Raw genomic sequence first — 24,031 nt, 5'->3', positions numbered from 1 at the left:
CGGTTATTACGTCACTTGCGGTTAGCGAAGGCGTGTACGCGGGCGTTCAAACGGAATCGTTTTCATTGAAAGAGCCGCTTTATGCCAGGCGTGGACATGGCCCTGAGGAATTGCTTGGGAACTTGGTAGTTTGCGCACAAATTTCTGACGATAAGATGCCCATGATTTCGATTAGTATCTCAATGCCAGACTCTGGGCAGGTGTTGATGGTTAAGGCCCCAATGAGCCAGCAGAAGAACAGCGTTGCGACCTTTAATTTTGACGACGATGGATGGGGAAATGCCGGTAGGGGAATACTTCAGAGGAAAGGCGAGGTAGTGGAACTGACATTAGAGCAAACGGGCGCTCAGCCAGACGCCGACAAGAACATTCGGCGGAACTACGGTACCTACTTGCTTCCCAGGGCGCCCTGCAACTGAGCAGCGTAGATTCGATTCGGCTTTCGGCTGCGGATTCAACCGGTCGACGCAACACACTAAACTGCTTAGGCAGGAGGAGTGTTGCCATGAAACGCAAACCACGAATCTATTACACTGACGAGCAAAAGGCATTGATGTGGGAACGCTGGCGTCAGGGTGAATCTCTGCAGCATATTGCCCAACTTTTCGGCCGAAGTCACGGTGCAATTCAGGGAATTCTTATTCAGAACGGCGGGATTAGTCCTGCTCAGCGCTGTCGTTCCAGGTTGGCTTTAACGATTGCTGAGCGCGAAGATATTTCGCGCGCGTTGGTGGCGGGGGCACCGATTCGGAAGATCGCTGCTTCGCTGGGGTGTGCTCCTTCCACCATCAGCCGAGAAATCAGGAGTAATGGCGGGCAGGCGCTGTACCGGGCAAACCAGGCCGACAAGCGCGCCTGGGATCGAGCCAGTCGCCCTAAGCGCTGTAGACTGGCAGAGAACCCTGCGCTGGCTGAAATGGTGGCTGAGAAGCTCCAACTGCAATGGTCACCCGAGCAAATTGCCGGATGGCTCAAGCGCGCTAACCTTGGCGATAAGGCTCATCAAGTGTCACACGAAACGATTTATCGTAGCCTGTATATCCAGGCGCGTGGCGCCTTGAAGAAGGAGCTGACAGAGCATTTACGTCGCACTCGAGTGATGCGCCGTTCCCGCCATCACACGATGAAAACGGAGAATCACGGCAGAATTACTGACGCAGTATCCATCAGTGAGCGCCCTGCAACGGCGGAAGACCTGGCTGTACCTGGGCATTGGGAAGGGGATCTGCTATCTGGTAGCCATAACAGCCAGATCGTCACGCTGGTCGAGCGCAAAACACGCTATGTGATGCTGGTAAAGGTCGCAGGCAAGGATACCGAGACTGTTGTGAACGCGCTGATCCAACACGCTATGAAGCTGCCACAGGAGCACTACAAGTCGCTTACATGGGATCGCGGCAAGGAGTTGGCTGACCACAAGCGCTTCAAGCTGGCGGCCGACATTCAAGTCTATTTCTGCGACCCTCGACATCCTTGGCAGCGTGGTTCAAACGAAAATACCAACGGCCTGCTGAGGCAGTATTTCCCCAAAGGCCTGGACCTGTCGAACTACTCTCAGGGCCAGCTCGATGCTGTAGCAAATCGGCTGAACGGACGGCCCAGGAAAACGCTAGACTATGATACCCCGGCACAACGATTTCACGAATGTGTTGCGTCGACCGGTTGAATCCGCAGGCGTTAACGGACATCGCATTCGCGTCATACTATTTGAAAATTCTATTCAACTATTGAGGCGAAGCATTGAAGAGAGCGTTATTTATCTGCAGCCAGAACCGGCTCCGCAGCCCTACAGCCGAGGCGGTGTTCGCTACTTGGCCAGGTGTCGAAACGGATTCCGCCGGTTTGGGTGGCGACGCGTCGGTGCCGCTGTCGCCTGAGCAGATCGCTTGGTCGAACATCATCTTTGTGATGGAGAAGGCGCACCGGACCAGGCTGTCGATGCGGTTCAAGCCGTACTTGAACGGTAAGCGCGTCATCTGCCTTGATATCCCGGATGACTATGAATACATGCAACCCGAATTGATTAAACTGCTGGAAGCGAAAGTGGGGCGCTTCCTGCGCTAGTTCGTTGACCAAGGAGCTTGAATGGCTGAGAAGCGTCCGGTTGTGCTGGAGTCGGAGCCGGAGATGGCCGATATCTAGGCCTTGGTTGGGCATTTGACGGCCTTTAACGCCGAGCAGGCAAATGGCGACACGCCGCAGTATTTGCTGGCTTCGGTGAGAAATGAGGCTGGGGAGCTTGTTGGCGCATGTTCGGCGCTACTTATTTGGGCTGGCTGCATGTGCATGTCATGTGGCTGCAAGAGTCGCAGCGAGGGCAGGGCTATGGTAGCGAGCTGCTGGCGGTTGCGGAAGCGGAAGGGTTGCGGCGCGGCTGCAAACAGTCCTATGTCGAAACGCTCAGCTTCCAGGCGCTGCCGTTTTATGAAAAATGCGGTTATAAAGTGTTTAGCCGTTTGCCGGACTCTCCTCCCGGCGGTGCCAGATATGCGCTGACCAAATCATTGGCATGAGGCCTGCGCGAGGCGGCCAAGCCCGCCGCAGGGGCGTCATGCTGGATCTCGTCATTTACGGATCAAGTGCCTGAATGTCGGTTCGATATTCCTGGAGTGCAGCAGGGCGATGATGTCTTCCAGCGTGGCGTCTTTCAGCAGCAGTCCGTCTTCGATTACGGCGGTAGGGGCAGCGGCGGGCGCCGGCGCGGAGGTGCTTGTCTGGACGGCCGGAGGCGCAGGCTGGAGCAGCTTCAGCGCATGCGCGAACTGGGCTTCGCTGATGCTGTGCAGGCCGTCGAGCAGCGCCGCTTGCCCGGCGGTGGGCGGCGGCATTTCCAGGCCGGACTCTTCCGCAAACGAGGCGCCCAGGCCGGGATTGATGAAGGCGGTCCATTTGCCCGTGCCCTGATGCAGGTAGGGCGGCAGTTCCAGCGCGGCGCCGTCGGGCTGCGGCGCGTCCGGCAAATACTTCGTCCACAGCTGCGCGGCAAACTGCCGCGCGAGTGCCTCGGGCACAGGCACGGCGAGCGACAGCCACAGGCCGTAGCCGCTGTCGCCTGATATGCTCACGGCCGGCGCGGGCAGGCCGAGTTCTGTCTGCAGCGCATTCGCCACGTCGCACAACTGGGTCCAGTGCTGCGCTTCCAGGCCACCCGCGACGGGGCGGAAGGGGATGGCGATGGCGCGCGTGCGGCCATCGGCAGCCAGCCGCAACTCCACGCCGGACTGGCCCTGCACGCGCTGGGCCAGCAGGTCGGCATAGGCCGCGTCGCCTGCAAGGCCGGCGGGAAGGTAGAGCCGGGTTAATTCCGAAATCAGATTCTGCATGTGTTTCCTTATGGTCCGACCCAGATTGTAGCGCGTGGCGCCGGTGTGGTTGTCCCGCGCACGAATGCCGCACGGTCCCGCTATGAGACCGCGTGTTTTGTTAGAATCATTGCATGTATAAAAGTGAGGATACATTCATGGAAGACCAGGACAAACTGCAGGGCCATGCTTGGTTCACGCTGTCCGGAGATATCAACAGCGACATGGTGCACCGCATGTTCGATGCGGCGGCCGACATGAGCGAGGACATGGTGACCGACGCGCACGTGCTGCTGCAGTCGAACGGCGGCTATGTGAGCGACGGCATTTGCCTGTACAACTACCTGAGCAACCTGCCGATCCGTTTCCATATGTACAACGCCGGGGCGGTGGCGTCGATCGCGGTGATCGTCTACCTGGCTGGCCACAAGCGCTACGCCAGCAGCACGGCGCGCTTCATGGTGCACAAATCGCACGCCAGCGCGCCGTCCGGGGCGCGGCCGGATGCGCTGCGCATCATCGTCGAGGGCCTGCAGGCGGACGACGCCCGCACCGAGGAGATCCTGCGCAGCCACGTCCAGTTCAGCGACGAGCACTGGCGCATCCACGCTTATTCGGACCTGCACCTGACCGCCGCCGAGGCGGTGAAGGTGAACATGATCAACAAAGTGACCGACTTCCGGCCGCCGGCCGGCCACCGCATCACCAATATCTGAAGACGAAGTAATGCCGCCCGGACCGAATGGCCGGGCGGCTGCATGCTGCGGACAGCGGCGCTTGCCAGCAGTACTAGCGGTTGCGCGAACCGCTGCGGCTGGCGCTGCGGCTCACTTCGCTGCGTGCTTCCTCGCTGCGCGAGCGGCGGCTTTCTTCCTTGCGGTCGATGGCGCCGCCCTGGATGTCGGCGCGGCCTACCGAGGTCGAACCAGGGGTTCCGGATTGACGGCTGGCGCTATTGGCATCACTATCCCTCTGGCGCTCCGTGCGTTGCTTCGATTTCATGTCGCTGTCCTTTATCTGTGCAGTGAGGAAAAAAATCAAACAAAATCACCATTTGTTTCCTGCAGGCTATTGCCTTGCGGCAAGAATGTGCAAGAATGCGGTATCGCGGCTGTTAACATGAAACGGACAGGCCGGCCGCGCAGCCCGTCCCACTCAGGTTAGACCATGCTTTCACATCCGACAACTCCGGCAGCGCCAAAAAAAGCGGTTACGCCGCGCCATGCGCTATTGGAGAACCTGATCGAGATCGTCAAGCGGCATGTGGGCGATCAATTCCTGGACTTCACGACCCGTATCGCCGGTGCACTGGTGGACGCGGCCGACGGCGCCGGCGACGTGCGCGAGCTGCAAGCGCGCATCCGCGCGGGCAATCTGTTGCGAAATGATCACTACCGCTATCTGAACCTGGTCCTGAAGGAGCTGGAGCGCGGCCTGCGGCGCGAGATTGCCGAACTGGCGCCTGGCACCAAGGCCAAGCCGCGCCAGCTGGACCAGCCGCTGTCGCTGGTGTCGATGGAGGAGATGGACAATAAAGTCACGCTGGAGGGCATCAGCAAGCCCTTCGAGGCGCAGTATTCGGACGCGCTGGCCACGCTGAACGTGCGCCTGGCCTTCCTGCTGGACCGCGACATCCTGCGCGTGAACCAGAATCCATTCCGCCCCGACGTGTTTTTGCAGGCCTTGCAGCAGGCCTGGCTGGAGTTTAATGCCGACGAGGAGGCCGCCGGGCTGCTGCTGGCGCTGCTCAAGCCCGGCATGTTCATGGAATTGTCGTCCATGCTGGAGGAGCTGAGCCTGACCTTGCAGCGCAAGGGCGTGCTGCCCGGCTCGGTGGACGGCTACAAGGCGCGCAAGGCCGACTCGCACGACGCCAGCAGCGCCAGTCCGGCGCGCAAGCGCAAGCAGCAGGCTGAACTGGCCCAGCAGCTGCGCCAGTTCTTCTCCGCCACGCAGGATGGCCCGCTGGACCCGGACCTCATCATTCCCGATCTGCCCGACATCGCCAACCTGAAAGCGGGGGCGTGGGCGCAGGGCGCGGCCCAGGTGCCTGTGGGCGCGGTGCCGAACGAGGTGGCGCAGCGCGCCGCGCAGACCGCGTCCAAACAGCCGCTGATGAATTACCTGGCGCAGATGCAGCAAAGCGCCATGCCTGCCGCCGGGTTCGCCATGGCGGGCGGACAGGGCGGTGGCATGGCCGTGCCATATCCCGGTTTCGCAGCCCCGTTCCCGCCCGGCGCCGCCGCCACGGCCGGTTCCGTGCCGGCAGGCGGCTATCCGGCCGCCGCTCCCGGCGTGATGGGTATGGCCGGCGCACCAGCCATGCAAGCGATGCAAGCCGTACCTGCGGGCGCGGTGTTCGGCGGTTATGTCGCGCCTGCCGCCGGGTTTGTTCCGGCCGAAGGCATGGTTGCCGTGCCGGCGGGCTTCGCCGTGCCTGGCGCCATGCAGGCGGGTTCGCTGGCGGGCATGCAGGGCGTGGCCGTGGGCGCGCAGGGCGCAGGCCTGCTTGGCCTGCTGAACGCCGCCGCCAGCGCTGCGGGCGTGCAGGGCGTCGCCAGCCTGGGCGCTGCTCCGGACGCGGGCGCTGCCGGTCCTGGCGCAGCGGGCGCCGCGCCCAATGTGTTCTACCTGCCCAACATCAAAAAGAATGCCCCGGAAGGCAGCCTGACGCGCTCGGACGAAAGCACGATAGACCTGCTGTCGGCCATCTTCGACACGGTGTTCCGCGACCAGAACATCTCGCAGGAAATCCGCGACCTGATCCGCTTCCTGCAGATCCCGGTGCTCAAGGCCGCCCTGGTCGACAAGGACTTCTTCTTCCAGGACAGCCATCCTGCGCGCCGCATGATAGACCTGCTGTCCCGCATGGGCTGGGAACAGCGCAAGAGCCCGGAAGATCCGCTGTTCCAGGCCATGCAGCGCAGCGTCGAGCGCGTGGGACGCGATCACGACCTGGAAGTGTCCGCCTTCAGCGAGGCGGTGGAGGAACTGGAAGCGTCCATCAAGGCCGAGGAAGCGGCTTCGGCCGCCGCCATCGCCGAGCCTATCGCCGCCGCGCTCAAGCAGGAAAAAATGGCCGTGGCCGCCAAGTCGGCCCGGAACGCCGTTGCGCTGCGCATCGGCTCCGGCGAAGTGATCGCCATGGTCGAGGCCTTCCTCGAGAACAAATGGGTGTCCGTGATGACCATTGCCTACAGCGTGGAAGAAGGCAAGCCGGGCGCGGTGCAGAACGCCACCCAGACCATGGACGACCTGATCTGGAGCGTCAAGCCCAAGATTACCGCCGACGAGCGCAAGCAGCTGATCTCCAAGCTGCCCAAGCTGCTGTCCACGCTGAACAAGTGGCTGGACGTGATCAAGTGGCAGGACGCCGACCGGCTGCAGTTCTTCGCAGAACTGGCCGAATGCCATGCTTCCATCGTACGCGCGCCGCTGGAACTGTCGCCGGAGCGCCAGGTGGAAATCGCCATGGAAGTGGCGCAGAAGGCGGCCGAGCGCCGCCTGGAACTGGAGGCGCAAGCCGCCGCCGCTGCCGCCAGCGCCGCCCCCGAGCCCGAGCTGCCGCTGGACGACGACGCCACCATCGAGGCCGACGGCCTGGCGCGCGGCATGTGGCTGGAATTCGACCAGGACGACGGCAGCACGCGCAAGGTCAAGCTTGCCTGGATCAGCCCGCTGCGCACGCTCTACATCTTCTCCACCAGCGCGCGGCAGGAAGCGTTCTCGCTGTCCGGAGAGGCGCTGGTGCAGAAATTCCGCGAGCGCAGCGTGCGCGCGGTGCGCACCGAAGGCGTGGTGTCGCGCGCGCTGTCCGCCGCCATGGGCGGCCTGGCCGTCAACGACGCCAGCGTGGACCTGTCGGCCGGCGTGGCCGCCTGATCAGCCCCGCTTCAGGGCGGCGATCAGGCCGTCCGAAGCATCCTCAATATAATCCAGCACCTGGTCGAAGCCGTTCGGGCCGCCGTAGTACGGGTCCGGCACCACGTCCGAATCGGAGTGGGTGGCGTACTGCATGAACAGGGCCAGCTTGTGGCGGTGTTCGGGCGGGCAGGCCGCTTGCAGGCGCGCCAGGTTGTCCTGGTCCATGGCCAGCAGGTGGTCGTAGCGCGCGAAGTCGGCGGCGGACACTTGCCGCGCGCGCTGGGCGCTCAGGTCGTAGCCGCGCCGGGCCGCATGCTGCGACGATCGCGCGTCCGGCGGATTGCCGACGTGGTAGGCGTGCGTGCCCGCCGAATCAATCTCCAGTTCCAGCCCGGCCGCCGCGGCGCGCCGGCGGAACACGCCCTCGGCCGTCGGCGAACGGCAGATATTGCCCATGCAGACGAATAATACGGAATGGTGCTTGGCCATCGGACCTCCTTTGCTTGCGGACGTTTATTTTAATGTAGCGCCGGGCGCCGCCAGGTACTCCCCGCCGACATGCATGGCCGTGGCTGGGGCGGTCGCGGCGATGGCGCGCAGGCGCTCCAGCACCAGCGCGGCGCCGGGCGACAGGCTGCGCCCGTACAGCTGCACGATGCCGATCTCCGCGTACAGCGGCGGCGCGTGGCTGAACCGGATCGGCGCCAGCCGCCCGGCGTTAACGCTGGGCGCCACGGCGGCCTCGCTGGCAATCAGCACCACGTCGCTTTCGCAGGCCAGGTCGGCCAGCACCTGCACATTGTCGCACTCCACCGCCACGGGCAGGGGCTCGTTCGCGTCCATGCCGAGCAGGCGCCGCATCGCTGCCTGCAGGCCGGCCGGCAGTTTCAGCGACACGAAACCGTAGGGCAGCAGATCGGCGGGCCGGAGCTCGGCCTGCGCCAGCAGCGGGTGGCCCGCGCGGCACAGGAAACTGCCGTACTGGCGGCACAGCGGCGTGATGGCGATGGCGGCGTCCGGCTGGATGTCGCGCGTATCGGCCACAAAGAATTCGATTTCCTCGGCGTGCAAATGCTGCAGCAGGTAGCGCCAGTTGTGGCTGCTCACGGTCAGCTGCAGCCCGGGACGCTCGGCGCGCACGCTGGACAGCAGGGCGGGCAGAAAGGCCGCTGTCGGCAGCGGGCCGACGCCGAACGCAACCTGGCCGATCTCGCTGCTGCGCAGCAGGCCCATGTCGCGCTCCATGCTGCGCATCTGGTACACCAGCCGCCGCGCCTGCGCCATGAAGCTGGCGCCCACGGTGGTCAGCGCCACGTTGCGGTTGTCGCGGTCGAACAGCTGCAGCCCCAGCTCCTGCTCCAGCGTCTGGATGCTGCGGCTGAGCGCGGGCTGGCTCAGGTGCACTTTCTCAGCCGCCCTGGCGAAGTTCAGTTCGTCCGCCAGCGCGATCGCGTGGCGCATGCGCTTGATGTCCATGAGGGGAGTTTAATGCAAAGACTGCATTATAACGATCAAAATGATGCATTGGACAGCCGGTGGGCGCATCCATAGACTCGGATGACTACAATAAACCCGGAGATCGTCCATGTCGTACAAAACCGTCCACGGCGCCGTGCTTGCCGCCATCGCCCTGCTCGCGGCAGCCCCCGCGCCCGCCGCCTTCGCCGCCAGCGGTCCCAAAGCCGCCACCGCCGCCACGGCCGCGCGCAACGCCGCCTTCGGCGCCGGCCTGCCGCTGGACGACCAGCAAGCCTTCGAGGACGCCCGGCGCGGCCGCATCGCCGCGCTGCCGCCGGGCGTGCTGGCCGGCGCTAACGGCCAGGCCGTGTGGGACGCCGGACGCTACAGCTTCATGCAGGGCGCGGCGCCCGCCACGGTCAATCCCAGCTTGTGGCGCAACGAGCTGCTGAACAACGAAGCCGGCCTGTTCAAGGTGGGCGAGCGCATCTACCAGGTGCGCGGCATGGACCTGGCCAATATGACGTTGATCGAAGGCGATACCGGCTGGATCGTGGTCGACCCGCTGACCTCGGCGGAAGCGGCCAAGGCGGGCATGGCGCTGGCCGCCGCCCACCTGGCGCGCAAGCCAGTGGTGGCGGTGGTCTACACGCACGGCCATGCGGACCACTTCGGCGGCGTGCTGGGCGTGGCCAGCATGGATGACATCAAATCCGGCAAGGTGCGCGTGATTGCGCCGGAAGGCTTTATGGAATCGGCCATTGCGGAGAACATCCTGGCCGGCAACGCCATGACGCGGCGCGCGGTCTACCAGTTCGGCACCGCCATCGGCGCGTCGGCGCAGGACGGCGTGGGCACCGGCCTGGGCAAGGCGGTCTCGGCGGGCACCATCGGCCTGCTGGCGCCGACCGACATCGTCAGCAAGACCGGGCAGGAAATGACGGTGGACGGCATGCGCTTCGTGTTCCAGATGGCGAACGGCTCCGAAGCGCCGTCCGAGTTCGTGTTCTACCTGCCGCAGCTCAAGGCGCTGTGCCTGTCCGAAGTGGTCAGCCACACCATGCACAACATCTACACGCTGCGCGGCGCCAAGATGCGCGACGCGCTGGGCTGGAGCAAATACATCAACCAGATGCTGGATCTGTTTCCGCAAGCCGAAGTGGCCTTCCGCAGCCACCACTGGCCGGTGTGGGGCCAGCAGCGCGTGCGCGCCCACCTGGCCAACCACCGCGACCTGTACCGCTACATCCACGACGAGGCGCTGCACCAGGCCAACCAGGGCGTGACCATGGACGAGCTGGGCAACGCGACCTTCATGCCCAAGGGACTGCAGCAGGACCTGTCCACGCACGGCTACTACGGCACGCTGAGCCACAATCTGCGCGGCGTGTACGACTTCTACTTGGGGTGGTACGACGCCAACCCGGCCACCTTGCAACCGCTGCCGCGTGTGGACAGCGCGCGCCGCCACGTGGCCGCGATGGGCGGCGCAGACAAGACGCTGGCGCTGGCCCGCGCCGCATTCGCCGAAGGCGACTACCGCTGGGTGGCCGAGATGCTGAACTACCTGGTGTTCGCCGAGCCGGGCAACCGCGCCGCGCGCGAGCTGCAGGCGGACACGCTGGAGCAGCTGGGCTACCAGGCCGAGTCCGCCATCTGGCGCAACGCCTACCTGACGGGGGCGCGCGAGCTGCGCGAAGGCGCGGCGCCGGCGCGCATCACGGCGCAATCGCCGGAGATGCTGCAGGCGCTGCCGACCGAGATGGTGTTCGACTTCCTGGCGGTGCGGCTTGACCACCGCAAGACGGACGGGCTGAACGTGGGCATCAACATCGCCTTCACCGACAGCGGCGAGCACTACGCGCTGGAGCTGTCCAATTCCGTGCTAAACAACACCAAAGGCCGCGTGCTGCCGAACGCCGACGTCAGCCTGAGCCTGACCCGCGAGGCGCTGTTCAAGATGCTGGTGGCCAAGGTGCCGCTGCCGCAGCTGGTCCAGTCCGGCGCCGTCAAGCTGGCCGGCGACCCGCGCGCGCTGGGCGCCGTGTTCGGCAGCGTGGCCGAGTTCAACCCGGTGTTCAACATCGTCACGCCGTAAGGCAGCGTTGCATTGCAGCCGGCGCTTACTGCGCCGGCTCGTCTTCGGGCGGCGCGTCCTGCCGTCCCTGTTCCAGCTTGCGCCGCGCGCGCAACTCCAGCTCCGTGATCTGCGCCTGCGCCATGCGCTGCATGTCCTGCAGCTCGATGATTTCCTTCATGATGGCCAGGCGCGCGGTTGGATCCTCCGTCTCCATCAAGGCCTTGCGCAGCGCCTCGATCTTCTTGCCCAGCACCTTGATCTGCGACTTCAGCATGGCGATGCGCGAGCCCGAATCCATGCCTCCATCGGCCCGGCTGGCGCCGGCTCCGGTTCCGGTACGTATGTGCATTGCGACTCCAGGACAGATTGAAGGAAGCAGCAGTATATCCTCACCCGCTTTGGGTGGGACTGGTTATTTGGGGCGCATGCGGTCGCCGACCAGCAGGGCGGCGAGGCCGGGGAGGAGGAGGATGGCGCCGATCATGTTGACCAGGAACATGAACGCCAGCAGGATGCCCATGTCGGCCTGGAATTTCAGGGCCGAGAAGGCCCACGTCGCCACCGAGACCGTCATCGTCACCGCCGTGAACACGGACGCGGTGCCGCGCTGCTTGAGCGCTTCGACGAAGGCGGCGCGCAGGCTGCGCCCGGCTTGCGCTTCGTGCTTCATGCTTTCAAACAGGTAGATGCCGTAGTCGACGCCCACCCCCACACCCAGCGCCACCACCGGCAGCGTGTTGACCTTGACGCCTATGCCCAGCGCCGCCATCAGCGCGTTGCACAAAATGGTGACCAGGGCCAGCGGCAGGATGATGCACAGCGTGATGCGCAGCGAGCGGAACGCGGCCAGGCACAGCAGGCTCACCGAGGCGAACAGCGCCAGGTTGACCCATTTGTCGGCCGCTTCCACCGCTTCGTTGGTGGCCGCCATCACGCCCACGTTGCCGCCGGCCAGGCGGAACTTCAGCTGCTCGGTGTCGTGCTCGGCCTTGAAGCGCTTGACCACGTCGACGATGCGCGTGATGGTGCCGGCCTGGTGATCGGCCGTGAAGACGGCCACCGGCATGGCGGTGCAGCTGGAATTCATCAGCTCATTGCCGAGCCGGGTGGCGAAGCCCACGCCCTGGGCGATCTGCGCGGTTTCCTCCGGCAGCACGCGCCATTTGATAAAGGTTTCCGCGTAGGCCTGGGTCACGCCTTTGACGAAGCCGGCCAGGCCGCGCACATTGGCCACGCCCGCTTCCTGGTTGAGCGTGAATTCCAGCTGTTCCATTTTTTCCATCACGGGGCGCTGCACGCAGGGCGATTCCTGGCCCTTGGCTTCGGCCACGATCTGCAGCAGGTCCACGCCGATGGCGAAGTGGCTGGTGATGACCTGCACGTCGCGGTTGTAGCGCGAGTCGGCGCGCAGCTCGGGCACGCCCTTGCCGAGGTCGCCGATCTGCAGCTGGCGCGCCTGCCACAGGCCGCCGGCCAGCAGCACGCCGCCCAGCACCAGGGTCAGCGCGCCGCCCTTGCGCGTGGCCAGCGGGCCGATGCGTTCCCACAGGCGGTCGCCGCCGGTTTCCTTACCGGCGTGGCGCTGCGCCTCGCTGGGCGAGAAGCGCAGGTAGGACAGCAGTATCGGCAGCAGCATCTTGTTGGTCACGATCATCACCGACACGCCCACGGTGGCGGTGATGGCCAGCTCGCGCACCATTTCGATCTCGATAAAGGCGATCACGATAAAGCCCAGCGCATTGGCCAGCAGCGCCATGGCGCCCGGCACGAACAGTTTCTGGAAGCTGTTGCGCGAGGCGGTCACGCCGTCTGCGCCGGCCAGCGTTTCCAGCTTCCAGGCGTTGGTCATCTGCACCGCGTGCGAGACGCCGATGGAGAAGATGAGGAAGGGCACCAGGATGGACATCGGGTCCAGTCCCAGCCCCATCAGCGGCAGCAGCCCCAGCAGCCAGACCACGGGCACCATGGCGCAGGCCAGCGCGCAGGCGCTGAGCTTGAGCGAGCCGGAGTACCAGTACAGCAGCAGGGCCGTGACCACGAAGGCGATGCCGAAGAACACCAGCACGCCCGCCGCGCCGGAGGCGATGTCGCCGATGGATTTGGCGAAGCCGATGATGTGCAGCGTGACCGGGCCGCGCTCGTATTTCGCGCGGATCTGCTCCAGCTTGGCGGCCACGTCCTGCAGGTCGTGGCGCTTGCCGGTGTCGGGATCGGTGTCCTGCAGGGTGGCCACTACCATGGCGGCCGTCATGTCGTTCGATACGATGCGGCCCACCCAGTCGGACTTCAGGGTGTTTTCCTTGACCTTGGCCAGCTGCTCCGGCGTGCCGGCGTAGTCGGACGAGACCAGGTTGCCGCCCCGGAAGCCGTCTTCCACCACTTCGTTGTAGCGCACGTTGTTGGTGAACAGCGAGGTGACCGAGCTGCGCTCGACGCCCTTGACGTAGAACACTTCATCGGTGACCTTGCGCAGCGTGTCCATGAAGGCGGGCTGGAAGATCTCGCCGTCCTTCTGCTTGACGGCGATCAGGATCTTGTTGGCGCCGCCGAAGTCCTTCTGGTATTCCATAAAGGTCTGCATGTATTCATGCTTGAGCGGGATCATCTTGGTGAAGCCGGCCTGCACGCGCAGCTGGCTGGCGCAGTAGCCCAGCGCCACGGTGACCAGGATGAACAGCACCAGCAGCGCTTTGCGCCACCGGAATATGCCGTGGGAGATGCGGCCGACCAGGCCGCCGCTGTGCTTGCTCATGGTGTTCCTTTCGCGCCGGGCTTGGCCAGGCTGACTTGCTCCACGCCGGCTTCGCCGACGGCGACCAGGCCGCCGCCATGCAGGCCCGATGTTTGGACGATCTGCGCCAGGCCTTTGCCGCGCGCGGTTTTGCTGAGGGTGAAGCTGCTGCCGTTGTCGGCGCTGACGGCCAGCAGGCCGGCGTTGCCGACCAGGACCAGGCGGCCGTCGGCGAGGCGGCTGCCGCGCATCAGGGCCAGCGAGGTGCCGGAGTCGATCTTGGTCCAGCTGGCGCCGTGGTCGGCCGAGCGGTAGATATTGCCGCGCATGCCGAAGGCCAGCAGGGCGCCGTCGGCGGCGGCGAGGGCGCCGAAGTAGGAGCCGGGGTAGGGCGAGGCCAGGGTTTGCCAGGTCTTGCCGCCGTCCGGCGAGCGCGCCAGCGTGCCCGATTCGCCCACCAGCAGCCAGTGCTGGCCGTTGGCCAGCACTTGCGAAATGTGGCGGTCGAAGTCGGCGCCCAGGGGCTGGCGGCGGGTCCAGCTGGCGCCGCTGTCGTCCGACTCGAGGTAGAGGCCGAAAGCGCCCCAGGCGACGTAGCGCTGGCCGCCCGCGTGCAGCACGCCCAGCAGGGAGTCCTTGCCGGCCGCGTCGGCGGCGACGGCTTGCCAGCTGTTGCCGCCGTCGGCGGTGGTGAGCACGGCGCCGCCGTGGCCCACGGCCACGCCGTGCAGGGCGTCGGCCATGGCAAGGCCGCTCAGCGTGCGGTTGGTGGTGGTGAAGCGGGCTTGCCAGGTCTGGCCGGCGTCGTCCGACAGCAGCACGGCGCCGCGTTCGCCCACCGCCAGCAGGCGTTTGCCGGCCTGGACCACGTCTTGCAGGATGATGCGGTCGGCGCGCACTTGCAGGGCGGGCGCGGGGGCGATTTTGGCATCGGCGCCGGCGGCGGATGCAGGCAGTGCGGCGGCCAGCAGGGCTGCCGCTGCGGCGGCGCAGGTGGCCGCGCGGCGGGCGGTCACGGGGTATTTCATGATGAGTTCCTCTTGGCTTGCGGGAAGGTGGTGGTGCGCGGGGAGCGCATGCGGACGCATACGCTGCGCGCTGCGTAGGGCGGGTTAGGACGAAGTCCGTAACCCGCCATGCTTGACGGGATGCAGGCTGCTTATTTGGTGCCGGCGCGGCGCAGCGCATCCGGCTGGAAGTCCGACCAGTTGCCCTTGACGCCGAATTTCCACGGCGTCTTGATCTCGTTGTCCAGCGTGGACACCAGGTAGTTGCCGTTGCTCAGGTCGTGCCAGATGTTCACGCGGTACCACGGCGCCATGGCGTCGTAATACTGCATGGTGCCGTGCACGCCGATGCGCCACAGCTGGCCCTGGCCGTCGTAGGCGTCCTCGTGCACCACGCCCCAGCTGTCCTCGTCCAGGTAGAAGGTGCGCTTGCCGTAGATATGCTTCTGGCCCGCCTTCAGCGTCGCTTCCACCTGCCAGACGCGGTGCAGCTCGTAGCGCATCAGGTCCGGGTTGATGGAGTTCTTCTGGATGATGTCGGCGTACTTCAGCTTCTTGTCCGACAGCTTGTAGCTGTTGTACGGAATGTACATTTCCTTCTTGCCCACCAGCTTCCACTCGTAGCGGTCCAGCGCGCCGTTGTAGGCGTCGTACTGGTCGGTCACGCGCATGGCCTCGGTGCCGTCGGAGATGTTGTCATAGGCCAGGTCCGGCGCGCGGCGCACGCGGCGCTGGCCGGCGTTGTAGATCCACGCCTGGCGCGGCTCCTTCACCTGGTCGATCGACTCGTGCACCAGGTAGACCGTGCCCTGCAAGGTGGCCGGGGCGGTGAAGAATCCCAGGAAGGAGAACTGGTGGTTCGGCGTCCTGGTGTCGAAATTGGCGTCCGACACGCGCAGCTCGCGGAAGCCCACGCGGTAGAAGTCGCCGTTGGCGCGCACCGGGAACCAGTCATAGGTGCGGTCGAAGCCGCCGCCCAGGTAGCGCGTCATGTGGTTGCTCATGGCTTCCTGGCCCGTTTTCGGAATCGGGAAGGGCACGTGCGAGCCCCCCAGCTCGGTCATGGCCGAGCCTTCCAGCTTGACCTTGGTGGCCTGCTCTTTGGCCTTGTCCGTCACTTCCTTGGGATAGGCGGCGCTGCGGTGGCTGGGGTAGACCACCATCTTGTAGCTCGGGTATTTCTTCAGCAGGGCCAGCGTGCCGGCGGCCAGCTTGTCCTTGTACTGTTCGGCGTTGGCGGCGGTGATGGTGAACAGCGGCTTGTCCCCCGCGTAGGGGTCGGCATAGCCCTGCGCCGGGTTCCAGCCGGCCGGGGCCTTGGTCAGTCCGCCTTCCCAGCTGGGGATGGTGCCTTCCTTGTTGCCGGCTTTTTCGGCGCCGACCGGGGTCAGTTCCTTGCCCAGTTTGTCCGCTTCGGCCGGGGTGATGGCGGCCTGGGCGGAGAAGGCCGACAGCAGCGCTGCCAGCAGCGTGGTATGCATCATTTTCATTATTCGTGTCTCCAATTGCTTAGAAGGTGGCGCTGTAGGTCAGGCCGATGTAGTCGTGGTCGCGCAGCGGGTCGTAGGTCGCCTTGTGGTTGAAGCGGGTGTAGCTCAGCTCCAGGTTGTGGCGCTTCTGGTAGCTCAGGCGCAGGCTCAGGCCCAGCTGGCGGCGGTCTTCCAGCAACTGGCTGTCGAGCGAATAGCCCTTCACGTCGTGCGCGAAATAGACCGCCGGGTAGGCCGTGACGCCGGTGCCGGCCACGTTGCTGTACTCGAGCTGGCCGCGCAGGCGGTAGCCCCAGGCCAGGTCGGTGATGAAGCCGTCGTTCTGGCAGCCGGCCGGGCTCGGGTTGGTGGCGCCGCAGGTGGAGCCGCCGTAGAGCGGATGGGAGGAGGTGCCGAACATGAAGGCGCGGCCGTAGCGGATGGCGCCGGCGTCCTTGTTGTCGGGCACGTTGTTGCGCTGAACGGCCAGCTCGCCGACCACCACGGCCTGCTGCGCGCCCAGCACGTTGGAGAAGGTGTTCACGCCGTTGACCTGGAACTGGGTCTTGTGGAAGCGGTCATAGCCTTGCACGTAGGTGCCCACGCCCTGGGCCACGGCGGCGCGCGCGACGGCGCCCAGCGGGCCGGCGCCTTGCAGGGCCGCGCCGATCAGGTCGTTGCCGTTGCGCTGCACCGGCACATTGGGCGAGTAACTCAGCTCGGAGCCGATGGACCAGCCGCCCAGGTTGGTCGATGCGCTGAGCGCGAAGGTGCGCACGTCTTCCGGATATTCCCAGAAGGCCTGCATGGGCTTGATGGCCGGGTTGGTCATCGGGTTCAGCGCGGCCACGCCGGCAAAGCCCGCCAGCGGCATCAGCAGCGGAATGGCCGGGTTGATGGCTTTCAGGTTGGTGCCGGTCAGGCCGGAGACGATGGGCGTGCGCATGTGCACATTGGTGGCGTACAGGCCGAACTCGGTGTCGATGGCGTCCACCGGGAATCGGTAGGCCAGGCCGTACTGGCCGCTGTCGCTGGCTTTCTTGCCCTGGGCGATGGGCACGTACATGCCGCCCTTGAAGGCGGCCACGCCGCTGATGCCGCCCAGCGGCACCAGCGTGGCGGCCTTGCAAGCGCCCGCGTCGGCCGAGATCGACGTTTCCGTCACGGACCAGTAGGTGCCGCAGGAATCGATCGAGGTGTTGCCCCACTGGTACTGGTAGAACGCTTCCAGCGAGTGGCCGCCACCCAGCCCCATGCTGGCCGACAGCGCGCCCAGCGGCAGCAGCGCTTCCTTCAGTTCGGCGCCGGGGCGGCGCAGCGTGCCCAGGTCGACCGGGTTGAGGCCGTTGACGCCCTGGATGAACAGGCTTTCGCCCCAGTTGATGACCTGGCGGCCCAGGCGCAGCTGCAGCGGCTTGTCCGCCACCTTGAAGGTGTTGTAGACGTAGGCGTCCAGCAGGTAGGCGCCGTCGAACTTCTGCAGGCGCTCCAGGCCGGCGTCGCTCAGCTCGGTGTTCGGGGTGTAGCCGTTGGCCATATTGCCGAAGCGGGCCTTGTGGTGCTTGCCGGCGTGGTCGTACCACAGTTTGGCGCGCACCAGCGCACCCATGTCGCCGTTCTTCACTTCCAGCTCGGTGAGCAGCTTGAACATGGTGGAGATGCGGTCGCCCTTGTCGTAGTTCAGGTTGCCCGCGTCGTTCGGATGGCCGGCGGTGCCGCCGCTCAGGCCGATCAGCTTGCCGTTGCCGGCGGTGTAGCGGTCCGCGTCCGGGGCGGTGGCGCGCCACTGCTGGCCGGCGAACACGGTGTTGTTCCAGGAGCCGGTCCAGCCGTTCTCGAGGTCGAATTCGGTGGCGCCTGCGCCGGCCGCCCAGGCCGCCAGCGCAGCGGCCAGCAGGCCCGGCAGGATGGTGTTCTTCTTGAAATGCGCTTGCATGTGTCCCCTCTTGGTATTGTGGTTTGCCGCTAGGCGCGGCTGTTTAGCACAATAGGGGTTGCCGGGGCGGCGGCTAATCCCCCGATCGGGGGAATGACGGGACGGGCTAGCGGCGGCGCTTGAGCAGGCCGAGCGCTTCGGCCTGCGCCACCGCCTGGATGCGGCGGTCCACGTTGAGCTTGACGAAGATGTTCTTCAGGTGGGTCTTCACCGTTTCCGGGCCGATGCCGAGCAGGCGCGCCACCTCCTTGTTGGAATTGCCCTCGGCGATCAGCTCCAGGATGCCGCATTCGCGCGGCCCCAGGCTCAGGCGCGCGTCGGCGCCCTTGCCGGCCGCGCCGCCGCCCGCGTTGGGGGAGGCCATGCCGCCGTAGAGCGCCTGCCAGGCATCGAGCACCCGCAGCGTGAAGGCGAGCAGCGGCGTGCCCGGCTCCAGCTTGGCGCGCAGCGCGGCCAGCAGGGCGCCCAGCTCCGGCCCCTGGTCCAGCACCGAGCCGATAATCCCTGCGTGGGCCGCCAGCTCCATCGCTTCGCGGCAGGCGCGCAGCGCCTGCACGTGCAGGCGCTGCCCCTGCAGGGCGATGGCCAGCGCCAGGCCGGCGCGGATGGCCAGCAGATTGCTGTCCAGGGCCAGCAGCTCGGCGAGCAGCGGCTCCAGCACCTGCTGCGCGTCTTTGTAGCGGAATTGCTGCAGTGCGCAGTAGGCGTCGCCGAAGGCCGCGTACTGGCGCACCTCGCCCAGCGGGTTGGTGGGCGTGTGCGGGGTGGACGCGGCCAGCTGGCGCAGCCGCTGCAGATAGGCTTGCGCCTCGGCCAGCCGGCCCTGGCTCAGGTGCAGGCGCAGGCGCTCAAGCTGGACGGCGGCCACCAGCCGGTCCCAGTGGCGGCTGATGCCGATGTTCTCGGCCTGCTCCAGCAAGGCCAGCGCGCGGTCGTGGCGGCCCTGGCGCTGCGCCATGCGTGCGGCCGTCAGGAAGATGTGCTTGACGCTTTCGGCAAAGCCCAGCGTGCACAGCACCTCCAGCCGGTTGGCCAGCAGCGCTTCGGCTTCGTCCAGGCGGTTTTGCTCGTAGCAGACGTGGGCCAGCATGCCCGAGGGCAGGGCGGTGACGGCGCTGTCCGGGTTTTCGGCGCTGTAGCCGAGCGAGATGGCGGCCGTGTAGCGCTGTTCGGCCAGCGGCAGCTCGCCGCGCACGCAGTCGCCCACGCCCAGCAGCACCAGGCGGTAGATCGCGGACAGGATGTTGCGCCGGCCTTCGCCGTCCGGGTAGGGCAGGTCGGGCGTGGCGTAGAAATCGGTCCAGCGGCCGGTGCGCAGCGCGCAGAAGCGCAGGATGTTGTACAGGGAGTTGTGGACCCAGCGGTCCGGCACCGGCTGGCGCAGGCAGTCCTCGGCGATGGCGCGCGCCTCCAGCGGGCGGTCCAGCAGGGCGTAGGCGGCGGCGCGGGCGGCGCGGCTGTCCTGGCGCAGCTGTTCGGTGTCGGCGTCGGCCTCGATGTCGTCCAGCAGTTTGATGGCGTCCGGGCAGGCGCAGGCCAGGATGCGCGCCCACGCCAGGGCGATGCGCAGCCGCAGCGGCGGCTGCACCATGTGCGCGGCCAGCTGGCGTTCGCAGCCGACCAGGGTGAGGATGTCGCCGGCCTTCACCAGCGGCATGGCGCATTCCTCTATCCAGGCGTAGGCCTGGGCGGTGGCGCCGCCGTCGAGCGCGTGGCGCACGGCTGGCGACCACAGGCCTTGGGCGTGGTACCACGCGGCGGCGCGCGCGTGCAGCTCGGCCGCCAGTGTGCCGCCTTGCTGCTGCAGGCGCTGGCCCAGGTGCTCGCGGATCAGCTGGTGGTAGGCGTACCACTGGCCTTCGTCGTCCAGGGCGGTGAGCAGCTGGCGCTGTTCCAGCTGCGCCAGCTGGCTGCGCGCCGCGTCATCGCCCACCAGGGCCGCCGCCAGCGCCGGCGACAGCCGTTCGGGCAGGGCGGTGCACAGCATGAAGCCGGCCAGTTCTGGCGGCAGCTGCGTCAGCAGCTCGCACAGGTAGCCGTCGATGGAGCGCGCCAGGCCGGCCGTGGACGGCGCCTGCGGCGCATGGCTGCTCCGGCCCTGGCTTTGCAGTGACAGCGACATCAGGCGCAGCGCCGCCGCCCAGCCCTCGGTCTGGCTGTGGATGCGGCGGCTGTCCTCGGGCGATAGCTGGGCGGCGGGACTGGCGTTGAGGAATTCCTGGGTCTCGTCGGGGGTGAAGCGCAGCTGCGCGGCGTCGATTTCCAGCAGGGCGTGGCGCACGCGCAGCGTGTCGAGCGCCAGCGGCGCGCTGGCGCGCGACAGCAGCACCAGGTGCAGATTGGACGGCGCGTAGCGCAGCAGGAAGGACACGAGCGCGTGGATCTCGGGCAGCGTGAGGCAGTGGTAGTCGTCCAGGAAGAGGAATACCTCCTCGCCGCAGCTCACCACTTCCTCGATCAGCATGGCCAGCGCCTGCTGCGGGTCGGCCAGCATGGACTGGGCGAACATGGCCACGCAGGCCGCGCCCAGGTCCGGGTGGGCGCGCTGCAAGGCGTGGCTGGTGTAGTGCAGGAAGCGCTGCGGCTCGTCATCGTCGTCGTCGAGCGACAGCCAGGCCACCAGGTGGCCGCGTTCGGCCAGGGTGCCGGCCCAGGCCTGGCCCAGCGTGGTCTTGCCGAAGCCGCCCGGGGCTTTGACCACGGTGAGCAGGTGGGACTCGATATCGCCGGCCAGTTCACCCAGCCGCGCGCGCGAAATCAGGCCGCGCCTGTGCTTGGGCGGCAGGGTCTTGGTGGCGATCAGCGGCGTGCTGGAGGGGGCTGGGGTAGGCATGCGTCCATTGTAGTCCCACCCATGGGGGATGGAACATCGCTCCCCCATCAAGGGGATGATGCGGAGGCGGGCACGCCTTCAGAATGGCTTCCAGCACATGCCGGTACGGAGCTATCCGTGCCACATGCGCTATGTAGTCTCCATTCGCGGGAGGACTTGTTCCTCCCGTTTTTTTCAAAGGACACCATGCACCCGCACGCAGACCCCGCGCCCAGCGCGGCGGAGGAACGGGCGCGCCGCCTGTTCGCCGCCCAGCAACAGGCCTATGCCGCCGCCCCCTATCCCAGCGCCGCCCAGCGGCGCGCCGCGCTGCAGGCGCTCAAGCGCCAGGTACAGCGCTACCAGGACGCGCTGGCCGCCGCCATGCATGCCGATTTCGGCTACCGCGCCGTGGCCGAATCCAAGATGCTCGACCTGCTGGCCTCCACGCTGGAGATCAACCACGCCATTTCCCACGTCCGCAAGTGGATGAAGCCGAGCCGCCGCCGCACCGAGCTGCTGTTTTTATCCAATTCCGTGACCGTGCGCTACCAGCCCAAGGGCGTGGTGGGCGTGATCGTGCCATGGAACTTCCCGGTCTACCTGGCGCTCGGTCCCCTGGCGGCGGCGCTGGCGGCCGGCAACCGCGTCATGCTCAAGCTTTCCGAGCTTACGCCCGCCACCAACGCCGTGCTGCGCCGCGTGCTGGGCGAAATCTTCGCGGAAGAGCAGGTGGCGGTGCTGGCCGGGGAGCTGGACGACCCCACCGTCTTCACGGCCCTGCCGTTCAACCACCTGGTCTTTACCGGTTCGCCGGCGGTGGGCAAGCTGGTGATGCAGGCTGCCGCGCGCAACCTCACGCCGGTCACGCTGGAACTGGGCGGCAAGTCGCCTGCGCTGCTGCTGCGGAATTACAACGTGGCCGAGGCGGCGCGCCGCGTGGTGCACGGCAAGAGCGCGAACAGCGGTCAGATCTGCGTGGCGCCGGACTATGCGCTGGTGCCGCGCGAGTCGGTGCAGGCGTTTGCCGCTGCGGCGCAGCTGGCCTACGCCGAGTTTCATGAAACCGGCACGCGCGCGCCCGAGTACACCGCCATCATCAGCCCGGCGCACCATGCGCGCCTGCGCGCGCTGCTGGACGAGGCCCGCGAGCGCGGCGCCACCGTGCTGCGCTGCGGCGAGGGCAGCCGCCTGCTGCTGTCGGCGCGCCAGATGCCGCTGCACCTGGTGCTGGGCGCGGACGCCGGCATGCGCGTCATGCGCGAAGAGATCTTCGGCCCCGTGCTGCCCATCGTCCCGTATGACACGCTGGAGGAGGCCATTGCCTTCATCAATGCGGCCGAGCGCCCGCTGGCGCTGTACTGCTTCGGCCACGACGCGGCGCAGCGGGACGAGGTGCTGCGCCGCACCCATTCGGGCGGCGTGACCGTCAACGACTGGGGCTGGCATGTCATCAACCACGACGCGCCGTTTGGCGGCGTGGGCAATTCCGGCATGGGCAATTACCACGGCGAGGAAGGCTTCCGCGAGCTGTCGCATGCGAAGACGGTGTTCAAGCGCCATCGCTTCTTCCCCATCGACCTGTTCTATCCCCCCTACGGCAACGTGGTGCAGCGGCTGGCGCTGCGCGTATTTCTCGGCAAGGGCGACCCCGGCGTGGCCCCGCGCATTGAACACGGCAAGGAGCAGGCATGAGCATGCAGGAATTCGACTATATCGTGGTGGGCGCCGGTTCTGCCGGCTGCGCCATCGCCGCGCGGCTGACGGAAGACCCGTCGGTCTCGGTCTGCCTGCTGGAGGCGGGTGGTCCGGACAGCAGCGTGCTGATACATGCGCCGGCCGCCGTGGTGGCCATGTTGCCGCGCAAGATCAACAACTATGCCTACGAGACGGTGCCGCAGCCGGGACTGAACGGACGCAGGGGCTACCAGCCGCGCGGCAAAACGCTGGGCGGCAGCAGCTCCATCAACGCCATGCTCTACGTGCGCGGCAACGCCTGGGACTACGACAACTGGGCCGCGCAGGGCAACCCCGGCTGGTCCTACCAGGACGTGCTGCCCTTGTTCAAGCGCGCCGAGAACAACGAAGACTTCGGCGGCGACGCCTTCCATGGCAAGGGCGGCCCGCTCAACGTGTGCTATCCGCGCCACGCCAGTCCGATCAACCAGATGTTCCTGGATGCGGCCGCCCTGAACGGCCTGCCCCAGGTGCGCGACTACAACGGCGTCCGGCAGGAAGGCGCTTTCATGTACCAGGTGACGCACAGGAACGGTGAGCGCTGCAGCGCGGCCAAGGCCTATCTGACGCCGAATCTGGACCGCCCCAACCTGCGGGTGGTGACGCACGCCGTGTCGTCGCGCATCCTGCTGGAGGAAGGACGCGCGGCCGGCGTGGAATACCACCACGGCGGCGCGCTGAAGCAGGTGCGCGCGCGGCGCGAAGTGGTGCTGAGCGGCGGCGCCTTCGGCTCGCCGCAGCTGCTGATGCTGTCCGGCATAGGCCCGGCGGCGCAGCTGCAGGCCATGGGCATCCCCGTGGTGAAGGACTTGCCCGGCGTGGGCCGCAACCTGCAGGACCATATCGACCACGTGCAGGGCTGGCAGACGCCCAGCGATACCGAGACCTTCGGCCTGTCGGCGCGCGGCGCCGGCAAAATCGCGGCCGCCATGCTGGAGTGGCGCAGCAAGCGCAGCGGCATGATCACCAGTCCCTACGCCGAGGCTGGCGCTTTCCTGCGTTCCTCGCCGGATGTGGCGGTGCCGGACCTGCAACTGGTGTTCGTGCTGGCGCTGGTGGACGACCACGCGCGCAAGATGCACCTGGGGCACGGCATTTCCTGCCACGTGGACCTGCTGCGGCCGCACAGCCGGGGCGAAGTCAGCCTGCGCAGCCGCGACGCGCGCGACGCGCCCCATATTGATCCGCGCTTCCTCAGCGACGAGCGCGACCTGGAAACCTTGTACCAGGGCGTGTGCCTGCAGCAGAAAATCATGGAGTCGGCGCCGCTGGATCCGGTGCGCGGCAAGATGCTGTATCCGGTGCGCCTGGGCGACCGCGCCGCCACCATCGCCGATATCCGCAAGCGGGCCGACACGCAGTACCACCCGGTCGGCACCTGCAAGATGGGGCCGCAGGACGATCCCATGGCGGTGGTGGACGCCCAGCTGCGCGTGCGCGGCGTGGCCGGTTTGCGCGTGGCGGACGCCTCCATCATGCCCACCATCGTCTCGGGCAACACCAATGCGCCGAGCATCATGATCGGGGAAAAGTGCGCCATCCTGCTGAGGGACGGCCGCGCCGCCGGCTAGGGGGCGGCCCCGCCCCGCAGCGCGCGCGTTTTTGGCCTGAATCGGGCATTGAAATGGTATGATA

The 24,031-nt window shown here is 66.6% G+C and carries 18 protein-coding genes; 8 read left to right on the top strand and 10 right to left on the bottom strand.

What is annotated here, in order from left to right; all coding sequences use genetic code 11:
* The first annotated feature begins 505 nt into the window (after positions 1-505).
* The 3 genes from KT882_RS19730 (at position 506) to KT882_RS19720 (ending at position 2,513) form a co-directional block, all read left to right on the top strand.
* Positions 506-1,666, top strand: coding sequence for an IS30 family transposase (locus tag KT882_RS19730; protein WP_228893116.1), 1,161 nt, complete (start codon positions 506-508; stop codon positions 1,664-1,666).
* Between the two features lie 74 nt (positions 1,667-1,740).
* A complete protein-coding gene (locus tag KT882_RS19725) occupies positions 1,741-2,064 on the top strand; it encodes a low molecular weight protein tyrosine phosphatase family protein (protein WP_161074219.1) in 324 nt (107 codons plus the stop codon).
* 185 nt (positions 2,065-2,249) lie between these two features.
* Positions 2,250-2,513: a GNAT family N-acetyltransferase gene (locus KT882_RS19720; protein WP_161074218.1), complete on the top strand. Its 264-nt coding sequence runs from the start codon at positions 2,250-2,252 to the stop codon at positions 2,511-2,513.
* A 51-nt stretch (positions 2,514-2,564) separates the two neighbouring features.
* Here the strand turns inward: KT882_RS19720 and KT882_RS19715 are convergent, their stop codons facing one another.
* A complete protein-coding gene (locus KT882_RS19715; protein WP_161074217.1) occupies positions 2,565-3,323 on the bottom strand; it encodes a hypothetical protein in 759 nt (252 codons plus the stop codon).
* Positions 3,324-3,460: 137 nt separating this feature from the next.
* Between KT882_RS19715 and KT882_RS19710 the strand changes: the two genes are divergently transcribed.
* On the top strand, positions 3,461-4,018 hold the full coding sequence (locus tag KT882_RS19710) for an ATP-dependent Clp protease proteolytic subunit (RefSeq protein WP_228893115.1): 558 nt from the start codon (positions 3,461-3,463) through the stop codon (positions 4,016-4,018).
* Between the two features lie 73 nt (positions 4,019-4,091).
* Here the strand turns inward: KT882_RS19710 and KT882_RS19705 are convergent, their stop codons facing one another.
* Positions 4,092-4,304, bottom strand: coding sequence for a hypothetical protein (locus tag KT882_RS19705; protein ID WP_161074215.1), 213 nt, complete (start codon positions 4,302-4,304; stop codon positions 4,092-4,094).
* A gap of 165 nt (positions 4,305-4,469) precedes the next feature.
* Between KT882_RS19705 and KT882_RS19700 the strand changes: the two genes are divergently transcribed.
* The gene (locus KT882_RS19700; RefSeq protein WP_228893114.1) at positions 4,470-7,184 is read left to right on the top strand and encodes a DUF1631 family protein; all 2,715 of its coding nucleotides are present in this window, start codon (positions 4,470-4,472) and stop codon (positions 7,182-7,184) included.
* Here KT882_RS19700 and KT882_RS19695 read toward each other — a convergent pair whose 3' ends face one another.
* On the bottom strand, positions 7,185-7,655 hold the full coding sequence (locus KT882_RS19695) for a low molecular weight protein-tyrosine-phosphatase (protein ID WP_228893113.1): 471 nt from the start codon (positions 7,653-7,655) through the stop codon (positions 7,185-7,187).
* A 24-nt stretch (positions 7,656-7,679) separates the two neighbouring features.
* Positions 7,680-8,627: a LysR family transcriptional regulator gene (locus KT882_RS19690; protein ID WP_228893112.1), complete on the bottom strand. Its 948-nt coding sequence runs from the start codon at positions 8,625-8,627 to the stop codon at positions 7,680-7,682.
* Positions 8,628-8,751: 124 nt separating this feature from the next.
* On the opposite strand from KT882_RS19690, the gene KT882_RS19685 reads away from it, so the two are divergent.
* Positions 8,752-10,722 (top strand): alkyl/aryl-sulfatase, encoded by a 1,971-nt coding sequence (locus KT882_RS19685; RefSeq protein ID WP_228893111.1) that lies wholly within the window; start codon positions 8,752-8,754, stop codon positions 10,720-10,722.
* 25 nt (positions 10,723-10,747) lie between these two features.
* On the opposite strand, the gene KT882_RS19680 is transcribed toward KT882_RS19685, so the two are convergent.
* The 6 genes from KT882_RS19680 to KT882_RS19655 all read right to left on the bottom strand — a co-directional run bounded on the left by KT882_RS19680 (position 10,748) and on the right by KT882_RS19655 (position 20,680).
* Positions 10,748-11,053, bottom strand: coding sequence for a hypothetical protein (locus KT882_RS19680; protein WP_161074210.1), 306 nt, complete (start codon positions 11,051-11,053; stop codon positions 10,748-10,750).
* A gap of 63 nt (positions 11,054-11,116) precedes the next feature.
* Positions 11,117-13,456 (bottom strand): efflux RND transporter permease subunit, encoded by a 2,340-nt coding sequence (locus tag KT882_RS19675; protein ID WP_228893110.1) that lies wholly within the window; start codon positions 13,454-13,456, stop codon positions 11,117-11,119.
* Positions 13,453-14,463, bottom strand: a complete 1,011-nt coding sequence (locus KT882_RS19670; RefSeq protein WP_228893109.1) for a WD40/YVTN/BNR-like repeat-containing protein — start codon at positions 14,461-14,463, stop codon at positions 13,453-13,455. Before KT882_RS19670 ends, KT882_RS19675 begins: the two co-directional genes overlap by 4 nt.
* Before the next feature lie 131 nt (positions 14,464-14,594).
* Positions 14,595-15,932 carry a DUF1329 domain-containing protein gene (locus KT882_RS19665; protein WP_228893108.1) on the bottom strand — a complete coding sequence of 446 codons (1,338 nt, stop codon included), beginning with the start codon at positions 15,930-15,932 and terminating at the stop codon, positions 14,595-14,597.
* 19 nt (positions 15,933-15,951) lie between these two features.
* Positions 15,952-17,847 (bottom strand): DUF1302 domain-containing protein, encoded by a 1,896-nt coding sequence (locus KT882_RS19660; protein WP_228893107.1) that lies wholly within the window; start codon positions 17,845-17,847, stop codon positions 15,952-15,954.
* Between the two features lie 106 nt (positions 17,848-17,953).
* Positions 17,954-20,680: a LuxR C-terminal-related transcriptional regulator gene (locus KT882_RS19655; RefSeq protein WP_228893106.1), complete on the bottom strand. Its 2,727-nt coding sequence runs from the start codon at positions 20,678-20,680 to the stop codon at positions 17,954-17,956.
* Between the two features lie 186 nt (positions 20,681-20,866).
* Between KT882_RS19655 and KT882_RS19650 the strand changes: the two genes are divergently transcribed.
* Positions 20,867-22,354, top strand: coding sequence for a coniferyl aldehyde dehydrogenase (locus KT882_RS19650; RefSeq protein ID WP_228893105.1), 1,488 nt, complete (start codon positions 20,867-20,869; stop codon positions 22,352-22,354).
* A gap of 2 nt (positions 22,355-22,356) precedes the next feature.
* A complete protein-coding gene (locus KT882_RS19645) occupies positions 22,357-23,967 on the top strand; it encodes a GMC family oxidoreductase (RefSeq protein WP_456107287.1) in 1,611 nt (536 codons plus the stop codon).
* Positions 23,968-24,031 lie beyond the last annotated feature (64 nt).

Source organism: Pseudoduganella aquatica (assembly GCF_020865585.1).
In the GTDB taxonomy this organism is placed as follows: Bacteria; Pseudomonadota; Gammaproteobacteria; order Burkholderiales; family Burkholderiaceae_D; genus Rugamonas; species Rugamonas aquatica_A.
Note: the sequence above shows the minus strand (reverse complement) of the source record. Positions and strands in the feature narration are given on the sequence as shown.